Source organism: Pseudonocardia xinjiangensis, from assembly GCF_050948425.1.
In the GTDB taxonomy this organism is placed as follows: Bacteria; Actinomycetota; Actinomycetes; order Mycobacteriales; family Pseudonocardiaceae; genus Pseudonocardia; species Pseudonocardia xinjiangensis.
The window spans coordinates 1,363,632-1,379,225 of sequence record NZ_CP192009.1 but is presented as its reverse complement, the minus strand read 5'-3'; the positions used below and the strand labels follow the sequence as shown (position 1 = coordinate 1,379,225).

At 73.0% G+C, this 15,594-nt stretch carries 12 protein-coding genes; 4 read left to right on the top strand and 8 right to left on the bottom strand.

The features are described from left to right. Positions 1-115: 115 nt before the first annotated feature. Positions 116-5,809 (top strand): biotin carboxylase N-terminal domain-containing protein, encoded by a 5,694-nt coding sequence (locus tag ACQPZA_RS06625; protein WP_433279295.1) that lies wholly within the window; start codon positions 116-118, stop codon positions 5,807-5,809. 10 nt (positions 5,810-5,819) lie between these two features. Here ACQPZA_RS06625 and ACQPZA_RS06620 read toward each other — a convergent pair whose 3' ends face one another. Then, positions 5,820-7,031: a glycoside hydrolase family 3 N-terminal domain-containing protein gene (locus ACQPZA_RS06620; RefSeq protein WP_433279293.1), complete on the bottom strand. Its 1,212-nt coding sequence runs from the start codon at positions 7,029-7,031 to the stop codon at positions 5,820-5,822. A gap of 96 nt (positions 7,032-7,127) precedes the next feature. Between ACQPZA_RS06620 and ACQPZA_RS06615 the strand changes: the two genes are divergently transcribed. Next, the gene (locus ACQPZA_RS06615; RefSeq protein ID WP_433279291.1) at positions 7,128-7,376 is read left to right on the top strand and encodes an AbrB/MazE/SpoVT family DNA-binding domain-containing protein; all 249 of its coding nucleotides are present in this window, start codon (positions 7,128-7,130) and stop codon (positions 7,374-7,376) included. Then, positions 7,373-7,777: a PIN domain-containing protein gene (locus tag ACQPZA_RS06610; protein WP_433279289.1), complete on the top strand. Its 405-nt coding sequence runs from the start codon at positions 7,373-7,375 to the stop codon at positions 7,775-7,777. The genes ACQPZA_RS06615 and ACQPZA_RS06610 overlap by 4 nt, the downstream gene beginning before the upstream one ends. Here ACQPZA_RS06610 and ACQPZA_RS06605 read toward each other — a convergent pair. From ACQPZA_RS06605 to ACQPZA_RS06580, 6 genes are all read right to left on the bottom strand, one after another. After that, positions 7,770-8,768, bottom strand: a complete 999-nt coding sequence (locus ACQPZA_RS06605) for a glutathione S-transferase family protein (protein WP_433279287.1) — start codon at positions 8,766-8,768, stop codon at positions 7,770-7,772. The two genes, ACQPZA_RS06610 and ACQPZA_RS06605, sit on opposite strands and share 8 nt — an antisense overlap. 52 nt (positions 8,769-8,820) lie before the next feature. After that, on the bottom strand, positions 8,821-9,534 hold the full coding sequence (locus tag ACQPZA_RS06600; RefSeq protein WP_433279285.1) for an SDR family oxidoreductase: 714 nt from the start codon (positions 9,532-9,534) through the stop codon (positions 8,821-8,823). A 166-nt stretch (positions 9,535-9,700) separates the two neighbouring features. Continuing rightward, positions 9,701-10,246: a GtrA family protein gene (locus tag ACQPZA_RS06595; RefSeq protein ID WP_433279283.1), complete on the bottom strand. Its 546-nt coding sequence runs from the start codon at positions 10,244-10,246 to the stop codon at positions 9,701-9,703. Positions 10,247-10,419: 173 nt separating this feature from the next. Next, entirely contained in the window at positions 10,420-10,968 is a 549-nt protein-coding gene (gene pcaG, locus ACQPZA_RS06590) for a protocatechuate 3,4-dioxygenase subunit alpha (protein ID WP_433279281.1), read from the bottom strand. Continuing rightward, positions 10,961-11,677: a protocatechuate 3,4-dioxygenase subunit beta gene (pcaH, locus tag ACQPZA_RS06585; RefSeq protein WP_433279279.1), complete on the bottom strand. Its 717-nt coding sequence runs from the start codon at positions 11,675-11,677 to the stop codon at positions 10,961-10,963. The genes pcaG and pcaH overlap by 8 nt, the downstream gene beginning before the upstream one ends. Before the next feature lie 22 nt (positions 11,678-11,699). Next, entirely contained in the window at positions 11,700-12,869 is a 1,170-nt protein-coding gene (locus ACQPZA_RS06580; RefSeq protein ID WP_433279277.1) for a 4-hydroxybenzoate 3-monooxygenase, read from the bottom strand. A 78-nt stretch (positions 12,870-12,947) separates the two neighbouring features. On the opposite strand from ACQPZA_RS06580, the gene ACQPZA_RS06575 reads away from it, so the two are divergent. Continuing rightward, complete coding sequence (locus ACQPZA_RS06575) at positions 12,948-13,688, top strand: IclR family transcriptional regulator (RefSeq protein WP_433279275.1); 741 nt, start codon at positions 12,948-12,950, stop codon at positions 13,686-13,688. Between the two features lie 163 nt (positions 13,689-13,851). Here ACQPZA_RS06575 and ACQPZA_RS06570 read toward each other — a convergent pair whose 3' ends face one another. After that, positions 13,852-15,126: a DUF222 domain-containing protein gene (locus tag ACQPZA_RS06570; protein ID WP_433279273.1), complete on the bottom strand. Its 1,275-nt coding sequence runs from the start codon at positions 15,124-15,126 to the stop codon at positions 13,852-13,854. Positions 15,127-15,594: the final 468 nt, after the last annotated feature.

The window sequence follows — 15,594 nt, the reverse complement described above, 5'->3', positions numbered from 1 at the left end:
GCGACGGCCAGAGGTCGAGTTGGGTGGGCCCGGGCCGTGAGATCCAGGCGATACGGTCCCCGCCGGGAGTCGCCGCGGGTGGGGCCGTGGCACCAGCGACGAGAGTGAGCAGATCGTGACGGAGCAGTCGTTCCACCGGGTCGTCATCGTCAACCGAGGTGAGCCGGCGATGCGGCTGATCCACGCTGTGCGCGAGTGGAACGCGGAGATCTCACCGGGGGCCGACGGTGAGGTCCGCGAGCCGCTGCGCACGATCGCGTTGTACACCGCGGTCGACCGGCACGCGATGTTCGTCCGCGAGGCCGACGAGGCCGTGCTGATCGGGCCGGACGACCCCGAGCAGGCCTTCGCCGCGAGCCCCTACCTCGACCACGCCGAGCTCGAGCGGGCGCTGCGGGAGGCGCGGGCCGAGGCGGTGTGGCCGGGATGGGGCTTCGTGTCGGAGAAGGCCGACTTCGCGCGGCTGTGCCGCGACCTCGGCATCGTGTTCATCGGCCCCTCCCCCGAGGTGATGGACCGGCTCGGCGACAAGATCGCGGCGAAGCGTCTCGCCGAGGAGGTCGGCGTGCCGCTCGCCGCCTGGAGCGGCGGCCCCGTCCCCGACGTCGCGGCCGCCCGCGAGCACGCCGAGCAGATCGGGTTCCCGCTGATGGTCAAGGCCACCGCGGGGGGTGGCGGGCGCGGTATCCGGCGGGTCGACCGTCCGGAGGACCTCGAGGAGGCCTTCGAGCGGGCGAGCTCGGAGGCGTCGAAGACGGCGGGTGACGCCACCGTGTTCCTCGAGCGGGCGATCAGCGGCGGTCGTCACGTCGAGGTGCAGGTGATCGCCGACGCCGGCGGCGACGTCTGGACGCTCGGGGTGCGCGACTGCTCCGTGCAGCGGCGCAACCAGAAGGTGATCGAGGAGTCCGCGTCCACCGCGCTCGACGCGGAGCAGGAGGAGCTTCTCCGCAGCTCCGCGGCCGAGCTGGCCAGGGCGGCGGGCTACGTCAACGCCGGCACCGTCGAGTTCCTGTACGAGCCGACGGAGCGGCTGCTGTCGTTCCTGGAGGTCAACACCCGGCTGCAGGTCGAGCACCCGGTCACCGAGGCCACCACCGGCGTCGACATCGTCAAGCTGCAGCTCCACGTGGCGATGGGCGGCAGGCTGGCCGAGATCGCCGCGGAGGCGCCGCCCGCACGCGGGCACGCGATCGAGGCCCGGCTGACGGCCGAGGATCCCGAGCAGGGCTTCGCGCCCGCGCCCGGGCGCATCGAGCACCTGGCACTGCCCAGCGGTCCGGGCATCCGCGTGGACACCGGTGTCGCCACGGGTGACCTGATCCCGCCCCAGTTCGACTCGATGATCGCCAAGGTGATCGCGTGGGGCCGGGACCGGGGCGAGGCCAGGGCCCGGCTGTCGCGGGCGCTGCGCCAGACCGCCGCGGTGATCGACGGCGGCACCACCAACAAGGCCTTCCTGCTCGACCTGCTGAGCCGCCCGGAGATCCTCTCCGGCAACACCGACACCACCTGGCTCGACGGGATGATGGCGAACGGCTACACCCCGCCGCTGCGGCTCGACGTGGCGCTGCTCGCCACCGCCGTCGAGGCGCAGGACGCGCACGTGATGCGGCAGCGGGAGCGGCTGTTCGCCTCCGCGGAGCGCGGGCGCCCCGAGGTGGGGCACGAGACGTGGCACCAGGTGGACGTGCGCGCGGCGGGCGAGTCCTACCGGCTGCGCGTGGCCCAGGCGCGGGGCAACCGCTACCGGGTCGAGCTGGACGGTCACGTCGTCGACGTCGACGCGGAACGCACCGGTCGCTTCGAGCGGAAGCTCACCGTCGGCGGCAAGACCTTCGCGGTGCTCTCGGTGCCGCAGGGCTCCGACTACCTCGTCGAGGTGGACGGGGCGGTGCACCGCATCTCCGGCGGCGAGGCCGGCCTGGTCCGGGCGCCGGCCCCGGCGATGGTGGTGTCGATCCCGATCTCGGCGGGCGACGTCGTCGAGGCGGGCGACGTGGTGGCCGTCGTCGAGAGCATGAAGCTGGAGACGGCGCTGCGCGCGCCCGTGGCCGGCCGGGTCGTCGAGATCCTCATCGCCCCCAACACGCAGGTGGAGGGCGGCACGAAGCTCGTGCGCCTGGAGCCCGACGCCGACGCGGGAGCCGATGGCGGGGAGCGGGCGGACCTGGCCGCGCTGGCGGGCCCGGCCGCCGCGGGGTCGCGCCCCGCCGCGGTCGCCGCGGACGCGCTGACGTCGCTGCGGTTCCTCGTGCTCGGCTACGACATCGACGAGCGCGCCGCGCGCCCGCTGCTGGCCGCGCTCGCGTCGGCCCGCGAGGAGCTCGCCCCCGACGACGCCGGTGTGCTGGCCGCCGAGACGGCGGTGCTGCGGATCTTCGCCGACCTGTGCGCGCTGTCGCGCAACCGCCGTGGCCCCGAGGACGAGACACAGCAGATCGACCCGGCGGGCGAGGAGGCCCGCAACCCGCAGGAGTTCCTGCACGCCTACCTGCGCTCCCGGGACGCGGAGACCGAGGGGCTGCCGGAGTCGTTCCAGGAGAAGCTGCGCCGCGCGCTGGTGCACTACGGCGTCTCGGACCTGGCTCCGACGGACCCGGTCTCCACGGACCTGCTCAACAGCGCGCTGTACCGGATGTTCCTGGCCCACCGCCGGGCCACCGCGCACGTCCCGGTGGTGCTCGCGCTGCTGCAGTGGCGCCTGCGCAACCCCGGGTCGCTGCCGGCGTCGGCCCGGGAGGAGTACCAGCTCACGATCGACCGTCTCGTCCGCGCCACCCAGCTGCGCCACCCCGTGGTCGGCGGCCTGGCCCGCCGCGTGCGCTACACCGTCTTCGACGCCCCGCTGATCGACGCCGAGCGCGCGGCGGGCCAGAACCAGGTGCGCGCCGAGCTGGACCGGCTGTCCGACGACCCCGCGGCCCGGGCGGCGCAGATCGACACCATCGTGGCCGCCGCGGAACCGATCCTCGAGGTGTTCGGGGAGCGCCACCACGCCGCGATGCTCGAGGTGATGACGCGGCGCTACTACCGCGTGCGGACGCTGACCGACGTCCGCGTCGAGGACCGGGGCGGACGCCCGCTGCTCACGGCCACCTACTCGCTCAAGGACGGGGTCGGGAGCCGCTCCAACGGCCCCGACCAGGACGACCACCTCGAGCAGGTCGTGCTGGCCACCACCGTGCACACGGCGCCGGACGCACCCCCGGCGGGCGACCCGATGGCGGTGCAGGGCGACCTGCGCCGGATCATCGCGCAGCTGCCGGAAGGCCGCACCGCGCTGCTCGACCTGTACGTCATCGCCGGGGAGGCGCCCGACGCCGATCCGGAGCGGTCCGCGGAGAAGATCCGCGCGATGCTCGGCAGGCTGCCGAACGGCCTCGCGCGCGTGGCGGTGGCGGTGCGCAGGCCCGGCGGCGACGAGCGGTCGGCGTGGTTCACGTTCCGCCCCGACTCGGACCGGCGCCCGGTGGAGGACCGCACGCTGCGCGGGCTGCACCCGATGGTGGCCGAGCGGCTCGGGCTGTGGCGGCTGTCCGCGTTCGAGCTGACCAGGCTGCCCTCCCCGGTGGACGTGCACCTGTTCCGCGCGGTCGGCAAGGAGGTTCCCGACGACCGCAGGCTGATCGCACTGTCCGACGTCCGGGAGCTGACGGTGCTGCGCGACGACAAGGGCCGGATCAGGGCGCTGCCGCAGCTGGAGCACGTCCTCGACGCCTGCCTGGACGCCCTGCGCGCGGCCAGGGCCGCCGACAGCGGCGACGCGAAGCTCGGCTGGAACCGCGTCCTGCTCTACGTCTGGCCGGTGGTGGAGGTCCCGGTCGACGAGCTGGACTCGGTGGTCCGGGTGCTTGCCCCGCGCTCGGAAGGGCTCGGGCTGGAGCAGGTGCTCGTGCAGTTCCGCCACGGCGGCGACGGGCCGGATGTCGACGAGAACGGGCACCGCGAGCCGCACGAGCTGCTGCTGCGGATGTCCCGGCCGCCGGGCGCCGGGCTCACCGTCCAGGTCACCGAGCCCCCCACCGGGCCCCTGCGCGAGCTGGACGCCTACGCGCAGAAGGTGATCCGGGCGCGGCGCCGCGGCGCCGTCTACCCGTACGAGCTGGTCCCGATGCTGCTGCGCGACCCCGACCGGCGCGGCACCGACTCGCGCTCCGCCGACACCGCACCGGGTGTCTTCACCGAGTACGACCTCGACCCCGCCGGTTCCCCGGTCGTGGTGGAGCGGCCGCCGGGCGGCAACACCGCCAACATCGTGCTCGGTACCGTCACCACGCCGTCGCAGCGCTACCCCGAGGGCATGACCCGCGTGGTCCTGATCGGCGACCCGACCAAGGCACTCGGCGCCCTCGCCGAGCCGGAGTGCGCCCGCGTGCTGGCCGCGATCGAGCTGGCCCGCCGGTTCGACGCGCCCATCGAGTGGTTCGCGGTGTCGGCCGGGGCCAAGATCGCGATGGACTCCGGCACGGAGAACATGGACTGGATCTCCCGGGTGCTGCGCGGGATCATCGAGTTCACCCAGGACGGCGGCGAGATCAACGTCGTGGTCACCGGCATCAACGTCGGCGCCCAGCCGTACTGGAACGCCGAGGCCACGATGCTCATGCACACCAAGGGCATCCTCGTGATGACGCCCGACAGCGCGATGGTGCTCACCGGCAAGCAGTCGCTCGACTACTCCGGTGGTGTCAGCGCCGAGGACAACTTCGGGATCGGCGGCTACGACCGGATCATGGGCCCGAACGGGCAGGCCCAGTACTGGGCGCCGGACCTGTCCGGCGCGGTGGACGTGCTGCTCGCGCACTACGCCCACACCTACCGGGCTCCCGGCGAGCGGTTCCCCCGGCCGGCACCCACCAGCGACCCGGTGGACCGCGACATCAGCAGCTCGCCGCACTCCGGCCCCGGCTGCGACTTCGCCACCGTCGGCGAGATCTTCACGGGCAACCCGGGGCGCAAGAAGCCGTTCGACATCCGGTCGCTGCTGCAGGCGGTGTCCGACGCCGACCACCCCACCCTGGAGCGTTGGGTCGACATGATCGACGCCGAAGGTGTGGTGGTGCTCGACGCCCACCTCGGCGGCCAGCCGATCGCGCTGCTCGGCATCGAGTCGCGCCCGCTCCCCCGCCGCGGCCGCCCGCCGGTGGACGGGCCGACCGCGTTCACGGCGGGCACGCTCTTCCCGAAGTCGTCGAAGAAGACGGCCAGGGCGATCAACGCGGCCAGCGGCAACCGGCCGCTGGTGATCCTGGCGAACCTCTCGGGCTTCGACGGCTCGCCGGAGTCGCTGCGCCAGCTGCAGCTGGAGTACGGCGCGGAGATCGGCCGGGCGGTGGTCAACTTCGACGGCCCGATCGTGTTCTGCGTGGTCTCCCGCTACCACGGCGGCGCGTTCGTGGTGTTCTCCGGAACGCTCAACGACAACATGGAGATCGCCGCCGTCGAGGGCTCCTACGCGTCGGTGCTCGGCGGCGCACCCGCCGCGGCCGTCGTGTTCGCAGGCGAGGTCAACAAGCGCACCGCCGCCGACCCGCGGATCTCCGACCTCGAGTCGCGGATCTCCGAGGCCCAGCAGGCCGGGGCCGACTCCGAGGCCGCCCGGCTCACCGCCGAGCTCGCGGAGCTGCGCCCGGGCGTGCGCTCCGAGAAGCTCGGACAGGTGGCCGACGAGTTCGACGCGGCCCACAGCGTCGAGCGGGCGCAGCGGGTCGGCTCGGTGCACACCATCGTGGCGCCCGACCGCCTGCGCCCCTACCTGGCGGACGCGGTGCAGCGCGGAATGAAGAAGGCAGGCACGACGCGGTAACCCCGCCGGTTCAGGAGCAGGTCTGTTTGGCCTTCAGGACGCGGGTCACGGCGGCGTCGTTCGTCGCGGGGTCGAGGCGACCCGCGTCCAGGGCCTGCACGAGCCGGTCGAGCACCGGGGTGACGCGGCCGCCGCTCGACCAGAGCGCCATGTCGGCGCCGGCGGCCAGGGCGTGTTCCACGGCCTCGGGCAGCTCGAACGTGCCGGTGATGGCCTTCATGGCGCCCAGGTCGTCGGTGAGCACCAGCCCGTCGAAGCCGTAGTCGGTGCGCAGCAGCTGGTAGACGGCCGGGTCGAGCGAGCTGGGCAGGTCGGCGGTGAGCCCCGGAACGTCGAGATGCCCCACGAGCACGCCGGTGCGGCCGTCGGCGAGCGGGCCGCCCGGGCCCAGCAGGTCCGCGTAGGGCCGCAGGTCGGCGTCGCGCAGCTCGGCGAGCGGTGGCGTGGTGACCCGGCCCCGGTGCGAGTCCCCGTCGGCGTGGCCGTGGCCGGGGAAGTGCTTGAGGACGGTGAACACGCCCGCGTCCCGCTGCCCCTCGGCGAAGGCGGCCGCGTAGCTCGTCACCGCGTCGGCGTCCACCCCGAACGACCGATCCCCGATCACCGTGTTCGCCGGGCGGCCCCCGAGGTCGACCACCGGGGCGAGGTTCATCGTGATGCCGCGGGCGAGCTGCTCCCGGCCACGCTCGAGGCCCCGCTCGCGCACCTGCTGCGGCGTCAGCTGGGCGGCCATCGCGCGGGCGCTGGGCAGCTCGCCGTCGAGATCGTCGATGCGCTGCACGCGGCCGCCCTCGTCGTCGGCGGCGACCGTGAGCGGGATGCGTGACATCGCCTGCACCTCGCGCAGTGCCTGGCCGGTGAGCAGCTCGGTGGCGTTGCCCCCCACGAAGACCCCACCCACCTGGGTGGCCCGCACCGTCTCGGCGGTGGTGGCCGGGTCGGCGGCGTCGACGCCCACCATGAGCCGCTGCGCGAGCTTGGCCCGCGGCGCCATGGCGGCGACCACGGCGGTGCAGCGGGGCAACCGGTCCGGGCCCAGGTTCTCACCGGAGACCGGCGGTGCCGGAGCCGGCGGCCCCGGCGGTGTGGTTCCCGCCGCGGCCACGGCGGGGACCACGAGCAGCACGGTGAGGGCCCCCGCCAGCGCACCGGCCAGGGAGCGTGCCCGGCGCAGGCCGGGGCGCAGCGGTGGTGGGGTCGGGGACGGCACGGAGGTCGGCATCGCCACCATCATCAGCCCGCGGCGGTCGGCGGTACTGCCGGGGTCGGGGCACTCGGAACGGCCGGCCTGCTCCGCGCACAATGGTAGATTCCTACCATGCGAACTACCATCGACGCTGCCGGTCGGGTGGTCATCCCCAAGCAGCTTCGTCAGGCAGCCTCGCTGGAGCCCGGCCAGGAGCTGGAGATCATCGAGCGCGACGGCCGCATCGAGATCGAGCCGGTGTCCGTGCCGATGGAGCTCGTCGAGCGCGACGGTTTCCTGGCCGCGGAGGTTCCGGGCGACGAGGGGCCGACCTTGACCGCGGACGAGGTACGCGAGCTTCTGGAGCGCACCCGCCGGTGATCACCTGTGACACCTCGGTCCTGGTCGCGGCGTTCGCGCGATGGCACACCGATCATCCGCTCGCCTCGACGGCGCTCGGCAGAGTCGATGCTGCCGTCGACCACGTGGTGATCGAGACCTTCTCGGTGCTGACGAGGCTCCCACCGCCGCGCCGCGTGCCGGCGCCTCTCGTCACGGCCTTCCTCGCCGGCCACCTCCCCGCGTCGACCCCGCGGCTACCGGGCGTCCCGCCGTCCGAACTCCTGACCGCGGCGCAGCGCTCACGCATCGTCGGGGGTGCCGTGTACGACCTCGTGGTCGCCCTGGCCGCCGGCCGGGCCGGGGCCGTGCTGCTGAGCCTCGACCGGCGCGCCGCCTCGACCTACGAGTCAGCAGGCGTCGAGTACGAGCTGCTCAGCTGATCGGGGGCACCCGCTCGGCCTCCGGCGGCGGGCCGGGCGGCGTGCCGTTCCCGAACGGGCGGCCGCCGAGCGCCTCGCGCCCGTGCGGGGTGAGCCAGCCGCGCAGGTCGGGTCCGAGTGGCACGATCCCCGACGGGTTGATGTCGGTGTGCACGCCGTAGTAGTGCTGTTTGATCTGCTCGAAGTCGATGGTGTCGCCGAATCCCGGCGTCTGGAACAGGTCGCGCGAGTAGGCCCACAGCACCGGCATCTCGGCGAGCTTCTGCCGGTTGCACTTGAAGTGGCCGTGGTAGACCGCGTCGAAGCGCACCAGCGTGACCCACAACCGCACGTCGGCCTCGGTGATGGTGTCACCGACGAGGAAGCGCCTGGTCGCGAGCCGCTCGGACAGCGCGTCGAGCCGGTCGAACAGTGCCCGGTAGGCGCGGTCGTAGGACGCCTGGCCCTTCGCGAAGCCGCACTTGTAGACGCCGTTGTTGACGTCCTCGTACACCGCCTGGTTGATCTCGTCGATCTCGGCGCGGTGCTCCTCCGGGTAGAGGTCGGGGGCGCCGTCGCGGTGATACGCGGTCCACTGGGTGGAGAGGTCGAGGGTGAGCTGCTGGAAGCCGTTGGTGGCCACCTTCCCGCTGGCGATCTCCACCACGGCGGGCACCGTGACGCCGCCGTCGTAGCCGGGGTCGGCCTTGCGGTAGGCCTCGCCGAGGTACTCGACGCCGAGCACCGGGTCCCGGTTGTCCGGATCGAGGTGGAACCGCCAGCTGCGCTCGTCGTGCAGCGGACCCGCGATGCCCATGGACAGCACGGGCTCCAGCCCCAGCAGCCGGCGGACGATCACGCTGCGGTTCGCCCACGGGCACGCCCTGGCCACGACGAGCCGGTAGCGACCCGGCTCCACCGGCCATCGGGACGAGCCGTCGGCCGTGATCCGCTCGGTGAGCGACACCGGCTCGCGCTCGAACGCCTCATTGCTCGACTGTGTGGCCGTCATGCCTGGAATCTAGGCCGCGTCCCCGCGGTGCGTCTCGTCCGACACGTGCTCCTCAGTCCGGGATGTCGGCCGTCGGGTCGCCCTGCACCCGGTAGGACAGAGCCGCCTTGACGGTCCGCGCGGGTTCGTCGGCGAGAACCTCGGGCCGGTCGTGGAGGATCGCGTCGATCGTCTGCGCGGCAACGGACTCCGCCGTGACCTTGGGCGCGTCGATGTCGGTCACGAACTCGGTGTCGACGTACCCGACGTGCACCCCCACCACGAGGGTTCCCTGGTCCCGCAGCCCGGTGCGCAGGGCGTTCGTGAGTGCCCACTCCGCCGACTTCGACGCCGCGTAGCCCACCGCCGGGACCCGCGCGCGCCACGACGCGACCGACAGCATGTTCACCAGGGCGCCGCCTCCGTTACGGGCGAGGACGGGCGCGAAGGCGCGGGAGACCGACCAGGTGCCGAAGTAGTTCACCTCCATCTCCCGCCGCGCACCGTCCAGGTCACCCTCGAACAGCCCGACCCCGCTCTGGACCCCCGAGTTGTTGATCACGATGAGTGCGTCGCCGACCTGCTCGGCCGCGGCTGCCACCTGGGCGGGGTCGGTGACGTCCAGGGCGAGCGGAATCAGCCGCGCGTCGCCGACGCTGGTGGTGGAGGGGTCACGGACACCGGCGTAGACGGTGGCCGCCCCGTGGTCCAGCAGGGCCTGCGCGAACGCGAGGCCGATTCCGCGCCTCGCTCCGGTGACCAGCGCTGTTGCACCTTCGATACGCATCTGTTGCTCCGCTCTCGGTCAGCCCCCTCAGCGCGGCGCGCTGAATACAGTTTCTACACCCAGCCCGTCGCCGGTCTTCCCCGGTCGACACGACTGTGAGCAGGGAGACCCTGTGGAGCACTCGCAAAACCCCGGGTTGCCGTGACGGGTGGAGCGAGCTACCGCGTCATCCGTGCCGGTGCAGCAGGTGCCCGTGGAGAACGGGCAGCGCGCTCGGCGGGCTTTCCTGGTCCTCGTGGTGGCTGTCCGGGCCGAACACCCAGTAGCGCAGGACGAGGAACCGGCCCAGGCCGCCGAGCACGCTCGCCACGGCCACCGCCAGCGTCTGCTCCCACGCGGTCGGGGAGTCGATCACCTCGGCGAGCAGCATGAGCACGGCGGAGCTGTAGAAGGCGTAGAACAGCACGGTGCCGCCGCTCTGCACGTGCGAGCGCAACCGGTGCACCTCGACGCCCCCGAAGGTGAAGCGGCGGTTCACCTCGGTGCTCACCACCGTGCTCAGGACGAGCGCGGTCAGGTTGGCCGGCACCGTGTCCCACCACGTGCGCAGCAGCAGGAAGATCGCCGCGTTCACGAGCGTGCCCAGGCCGCCGACGACGGCGTACCGCAGCACCTGCACGAGCAGCGGGTGCCGCTCCCGGACCGCGGACGGCCGCCACCTGCCCGGCAGCTCGTCCGGCGGGACGCCCACATGGAGCGCTGCGCCCGCCACCTCGACCACGTCCCCCCACTGCGTCGCGAACCTCGTGGTCCCTTTATCGCAAGGGGACCGGTGCCCGCGCTGTGCTTCACCTGTGACAACGATGTGGACGATCACTCATTCCGGCCAACCGGCACATACTGCAGTGATCGACGACACGCGCCGCAGCGGGGGGCGGGTCGGGCTCAGACGGCCAGGAAGACGGTCTCCCCGTCGCCCTGGAGGCGGATGTCGAACCGCAGCTCCGACGGGCCGGTCTCCTGGGCCACCAGGGTGGCCGCACGTTCCGGCGGGAGAGAGGAGAGCAGCGGGTCGGCCGCGTTCGCCGTGGCCTCGTCCGGGAAGTAGATCCTCGTGACCACCCGGTCGAGCAGCCCCCGGGCGAGCACGGTGACGTCGATGTGGGGGGCCTGTCCGTCACCGAGCGGCCCGGGCTTGATCGTGAGGATCTCGAAGCGGCCCTCGGGGTCGGTGGCGCAACGCCCGAAGCCGCGGAACCCGGAGCCGGTGGCACCCCGCGGGTCGTCCGGGTGGTCGAAGCGACCCTCGGCGTCGGCCTGCCAGGTCTCGACCAGCCCGTCCCCGACGGGCTCGCCCGCTCCGTCGGTGAGCACGCCGGAGATCCGGATCGCCCCCGGCGAGCCGGGCGGCACGACGAGGTGCCCTTCGAGCCAGGTGAGCCCGAGGCTCAGGAACGGTCCGACCGTCTGGGACGGGGTCAGCAGCTCACTCATGGGGCTCCTCGAACGGGGTCTGCTCGCGGCCGCGGAGCACGACGTCGAAGCGGTACGCCAGCGCCCACTCCGGGCGGGTGGCCTCCAGGTCGAACGTGGAGACCAACCGCTGCCGGGCGGCGGGGTCCGGCACCGAGTTGAAGATCGGGTCCTGGGCGAACAGCGGGTCGTCCGGGAAGTACATCTGGGTGACCAGCCGTTGGGTGAACGACCGGCCGAAGAGCGAGAGGTGGATGTGCGCCGGGCGCCACGCGTTGTGGTGGTTGCCCCACGGGTAGGCGCCCGGCTTGATCGTGGTGAACGAGTAGTTCCCCTGCGCGTCGGTCACGACCCGGCCGCCACCGGTGAAGTTGGGGTCCAGCGGCGCCGGCCAGTTGTCGCGGGCGTGGGCGTAGCGACCCGCGGCGTTGGCCTGCCACACCTCGACCAGCGTGTTCGGCACCGCCCGGCCGTCGCTGTCGAGCACCCGCCCGAACACGACGATCCGCTGCCCGATCGGCTCGCCGTCGTGCTGCGCGGTGAGGTCGTGGTCGTTCGGCCCGATGTCGCCGGTGAGCAGCGGGCCCGTGACCTCGGTGAGCCGGTGGCGCAACACCACCGGCGCCTGGGAGGGCGCCCGCAGCACGGTGCTCCGGTAACCCTCCGACAGCAGGGGCGGATGGTTGCCATCCGGGGCCGGGCGATAGCCGGCCGGGTGCGGGATCGTCACGAACAGCTCCTCGGAAGCTCGGTCACGGACTCACTCCGTGGGGCAGCCCCACGTAGTTCTCGGCGAGGGTGGTGGCCGCCGCGCGGGACGTCACCGTGTAGCGCAGCTGGGACAGCTGGAGACGACGGCCGAACGGGTCGCTCTCCGGGGGCACGTGCAACATCGAGGTCATCCACCAGGAGAAGTGCTCCGCGCGCCACACCCGCCGCAGGCAGGTGTCGGAGTAGCCGTCGATCCCGGTCTCGTCGCCGCTGCGCAGGAATGTGGTCAGCGCCTCGGAGAGCACGCGGACGTCGGCGATCGCGAGGTTCATGCCCTTCGCGCCGGTGGGCGGCACGATGTGCGCGGCGTCGCCCGCCAGGAAGAGCCGCCCGTGGCGCATGGGCTCCGCCACGAAGCTGCGCATCCCCGTGACGCCCTTCTCCAGGACCGGCCCCTCGTTCAGGGTGAAGCCCCGGGCCGCGAGGCGGGTGCCCAGCTCGTCCCAGATCTGCGCGTCCGACCAGTTGTTCACGTCGGTGTCCGGCGGCACCTGGAGGTAGAGCCGGGTGATCTCCGGGCTGCGCATCGAGTACAGCGCGAAGCCGTGCGGGTGGTTGGCGTAGACGAGCTCGTGGTGCGTCGGGGCGGCCTTGGCGAGGATCCCGAGCCAGGCGTACGGGTAGGTCCGGTCGAACATCTGGGGGTCGTACGCGTCGCGGGTGATGCCGTGGAAGCCGTCGCAGCCGGCCACCACGTCGCAGTGCAGCTCCTCACGCCGCCCGTCGGCGCCGGTGAAGCCGACCACGGGGGCGTCGGCGAGCCCGTCGAGGGTCACGTCGGTCACCTCGAAGCGGAGGTCCCCGCCGTCGCCCAGGCGCGCGGCGATGAGGTCCTTCACCACCTCCTGCTGCCCGTAGACGGTGATCCCCTTACCGACGAGGTCGGCGAAGTCGAGGCGGTGGTCGCCACCGTCGAACCGCAGGGAGATGCCCTCGTGCCGCATGCCCTCGCGGTCGAGCCGGTCGGCCAGGCCGACCTCGCGCAGCAGCTCCACCGTCGGGTGTTCCAGGACGCCGGCGCGCACCCGCCGCTCGACGTAGTCCCGGCTGCGGGTCTCCAGCACCACCGAGTCGACCCCGGCCCGGGCCAGTAGGTGGGAGAGCAGGAGTCCTGCCGGCCCCGCCCCGACGATCCCGACCTGGGTGCGCATCGTCAGAGCCTGGCGCACCCGGCGGGACCGGCTCGACTCCGCTTCCGGCCAGTGGAAGGCCGAGGCACACTGGTCCTGATGGGCCAATCAGTCACCGCGAGGGTTCTGCGGGTGCTCGCGGCGTTCAGCGCGGAGCGGCCGGAGCTCATGCTCACCGAGATCGGCAGGCGGGCCGAGCTCCCGCTGACCACCGCCCACCGCATCGTCGGCGAGCTCACGGAGTGGGGTGCGCTGGAACGTGCCGCCGACGGCCGCTACCGCATCGGGCTGCGGCTCTGGGAGGTCGGCGCGCTGGCCCCGCGCGGGCTGGGCCTGCGCGAGTCGGCCATGCCGTTCCTCGAGGACCTGTACGCGGTCACCAAGCAGAACGTCCAGCTCGCGGTGCTCGACGGCAGCGAGGTGGTGTACCTCGAACGGCTGTCGGGACGCGGTGCCGTGCACGTGTTCACGCGCGTCGGCGGCCGGCTGCCGCTGCACGCCACGGGCGTCGGGCTCGTCCTGCTCGCCTTCGCCACGCCTGAACTGCAGGAGCAGGTGCTCGCCTCGCCCCTCAAGCGCTACACCTCGCGGACGATCTGCCACCCCGACGAGCTGCGCAGGGCACTGGCCGAGGTGCGCCGCACCGGGGTGGCCGTCAGCGAGGGGCAGATCGAGCTGGTCTCGCTCTCGGTCGCGGCTCCGGTGCGCGGACCGGACGGCGACGTGGTCGCGGCACTGTCGGTCGTGGTGCCGGCGGGGTCGGCCGATGCCAGGGCCTACGTCCCCGTCGTCCTGACCGCGGCGCGGGGCATCTCGCGGGTGCTCGGCTGCCCGGACTGACCGGCCTTCGACCTGCCAACGCCGACTGTCCTGGATCGGTCGTACGCCAGCCGCCGGGCAGCACGGCCGCGAATCGGTGCCAGTGCGGTTCGGCCAGGCAGGGTCGCAGCGCGGGCACGGGCGTCCCAGTCTCTGCCGACCGCGCCCCTTTTGCACGATCCCCTTATGCGGCGAGGTACAGGAGTGGTTGTCGGCGGGGTCTTCGCTGTGGGTCGATCCAGGCCGGTGGGATCAACTCGGGGAGCCCGTCGCGGATGCGGACTTCCCACTCGGAATGGTGCTGCAGCCGGTGACACGCCCGGCACAACATCACGCAGTTGTGCAGGGCCGTGTCGCCACCGTCCTGCCAAGCCGTGATGTGGTGGACCTCGCACCACGACGGCGGCCGCCCGCAGCCGGCGCAGCCGCGGTCCCGCGCGGCGATGGCACGGCGCAGCCCGTCGGGGATGGTGCGGGTGACCCGCCCGACGTCGAGCGGCTGGCCCTTTCCGTTGAGCACGACAGGCACGACCCTCGCGTCACAGGCCAGCATCCGCAACGACTCCGGGGTGAGGGTGCCGCCGAAGTCGAGGCAGGCGGCGCGGGCCCGGTTCTCCAGGTCTTCGAGCCGGATCAGCACGGTGAGGTGTGGGCGGCGTCCGCCGCATTCGGGCACGTCACCGTGGTCGAGCACGTACCCGCACACATCGGCCAGCGCCTCGGCCTGGCGTTGCGCGAGGCTGCGGTGCTCGTCGGCGGTGGCGGGTCGGGCGTGGGCGTCGATCACGGTGGCGATGGCATCGAACATGGCCGCATCGTCGAACCGGCCCTTCAGCGTGCCGCCCGCTTTGCCGCGGTGCCGCACCAGGTGCAGTTCGTTGACCGGGGCGGGTGGGCGGTCATCAGGCTCGGGGCCGTCCTCGTCGAGGGCCTCCACGAGAGCGGTACCCCAGGTCTGCAGCTCGGAGGGGGTGTAGACGGCCGCCTTCTCCGCGAGCTGCGCTTCGGCACCCGCCCACACCTCGGGTGTGAGCCGCTCGGCGGCCGGGCCGGCGAGCACGCGGGCGATCACCGCGACGTGCCGCAGCCCGGTGTGCCCGGCGGCGAACACCGCTGCGGTGGCAGGCAGCTTCGCGGGCAACGCGGTGCCATCGAGCCCGACCCGCGGGCACACCTGTTCGGCGGCGACCACCCGCTGGCGGGCTTCGAACCGTTCCCAGCCGAGCAGATCCGCCAACGCTGCCGGGGTCGACGTGTAGCCGCGCTCGGCGAACGTGCCCCGCCGTTCCAGGGTGGCCACGGTGGCGACGACGACCCGGTCCAGCCGCCTGCTGGTGCCTTCGCAGAGGGTGAGCACGGACAGCAGGTCGTCGTCGGTGGCGGAGTCGGTGGCGGCGGACAGCGCGTCGATCGCCTCGACCAGGAGGCGATGGGCGGTGGTGAGCGGGCTGTCCGACACCCCTTCATCATACTCGAACACATGTTCGAATCAATGTTGGTCGTCGCAGGTCAACGGCCGTTCAGCGCTCGTGGCGGTGGCTTGCGAGACTCACCGATCGCTCCGGTCGGTGCACGCCTCATCTCCTACCGCACCCCGCCCGCGGCGGCGCGGCAGATCGTGGCATTGCGGGTGGAGCGCAAACTCGGCCGGCCCACTGGTCGGGCCGGCGGCCTCCACCATGCACACCGTCCTGACCCGGCCGGCCTGGCTCGACCGCCCCACCGGCACGGTGATCCGCCGCTGCGAACGCCCCGCGCCGGCGAGCTGGGTGCACGTGGTGCGAAGACCTCGGCCGGCTCCGCGCCGGCGGGTGCACGGCCGCGACAGCGACCGGTCTCGCCAGACCCGCACCGGCCCACGGGTCGGGTTCGACCAGCTCCAGCAGCGGTGGCGAGCTGGCGGAGGTGGCCGCTCGGTCTCAGTTCT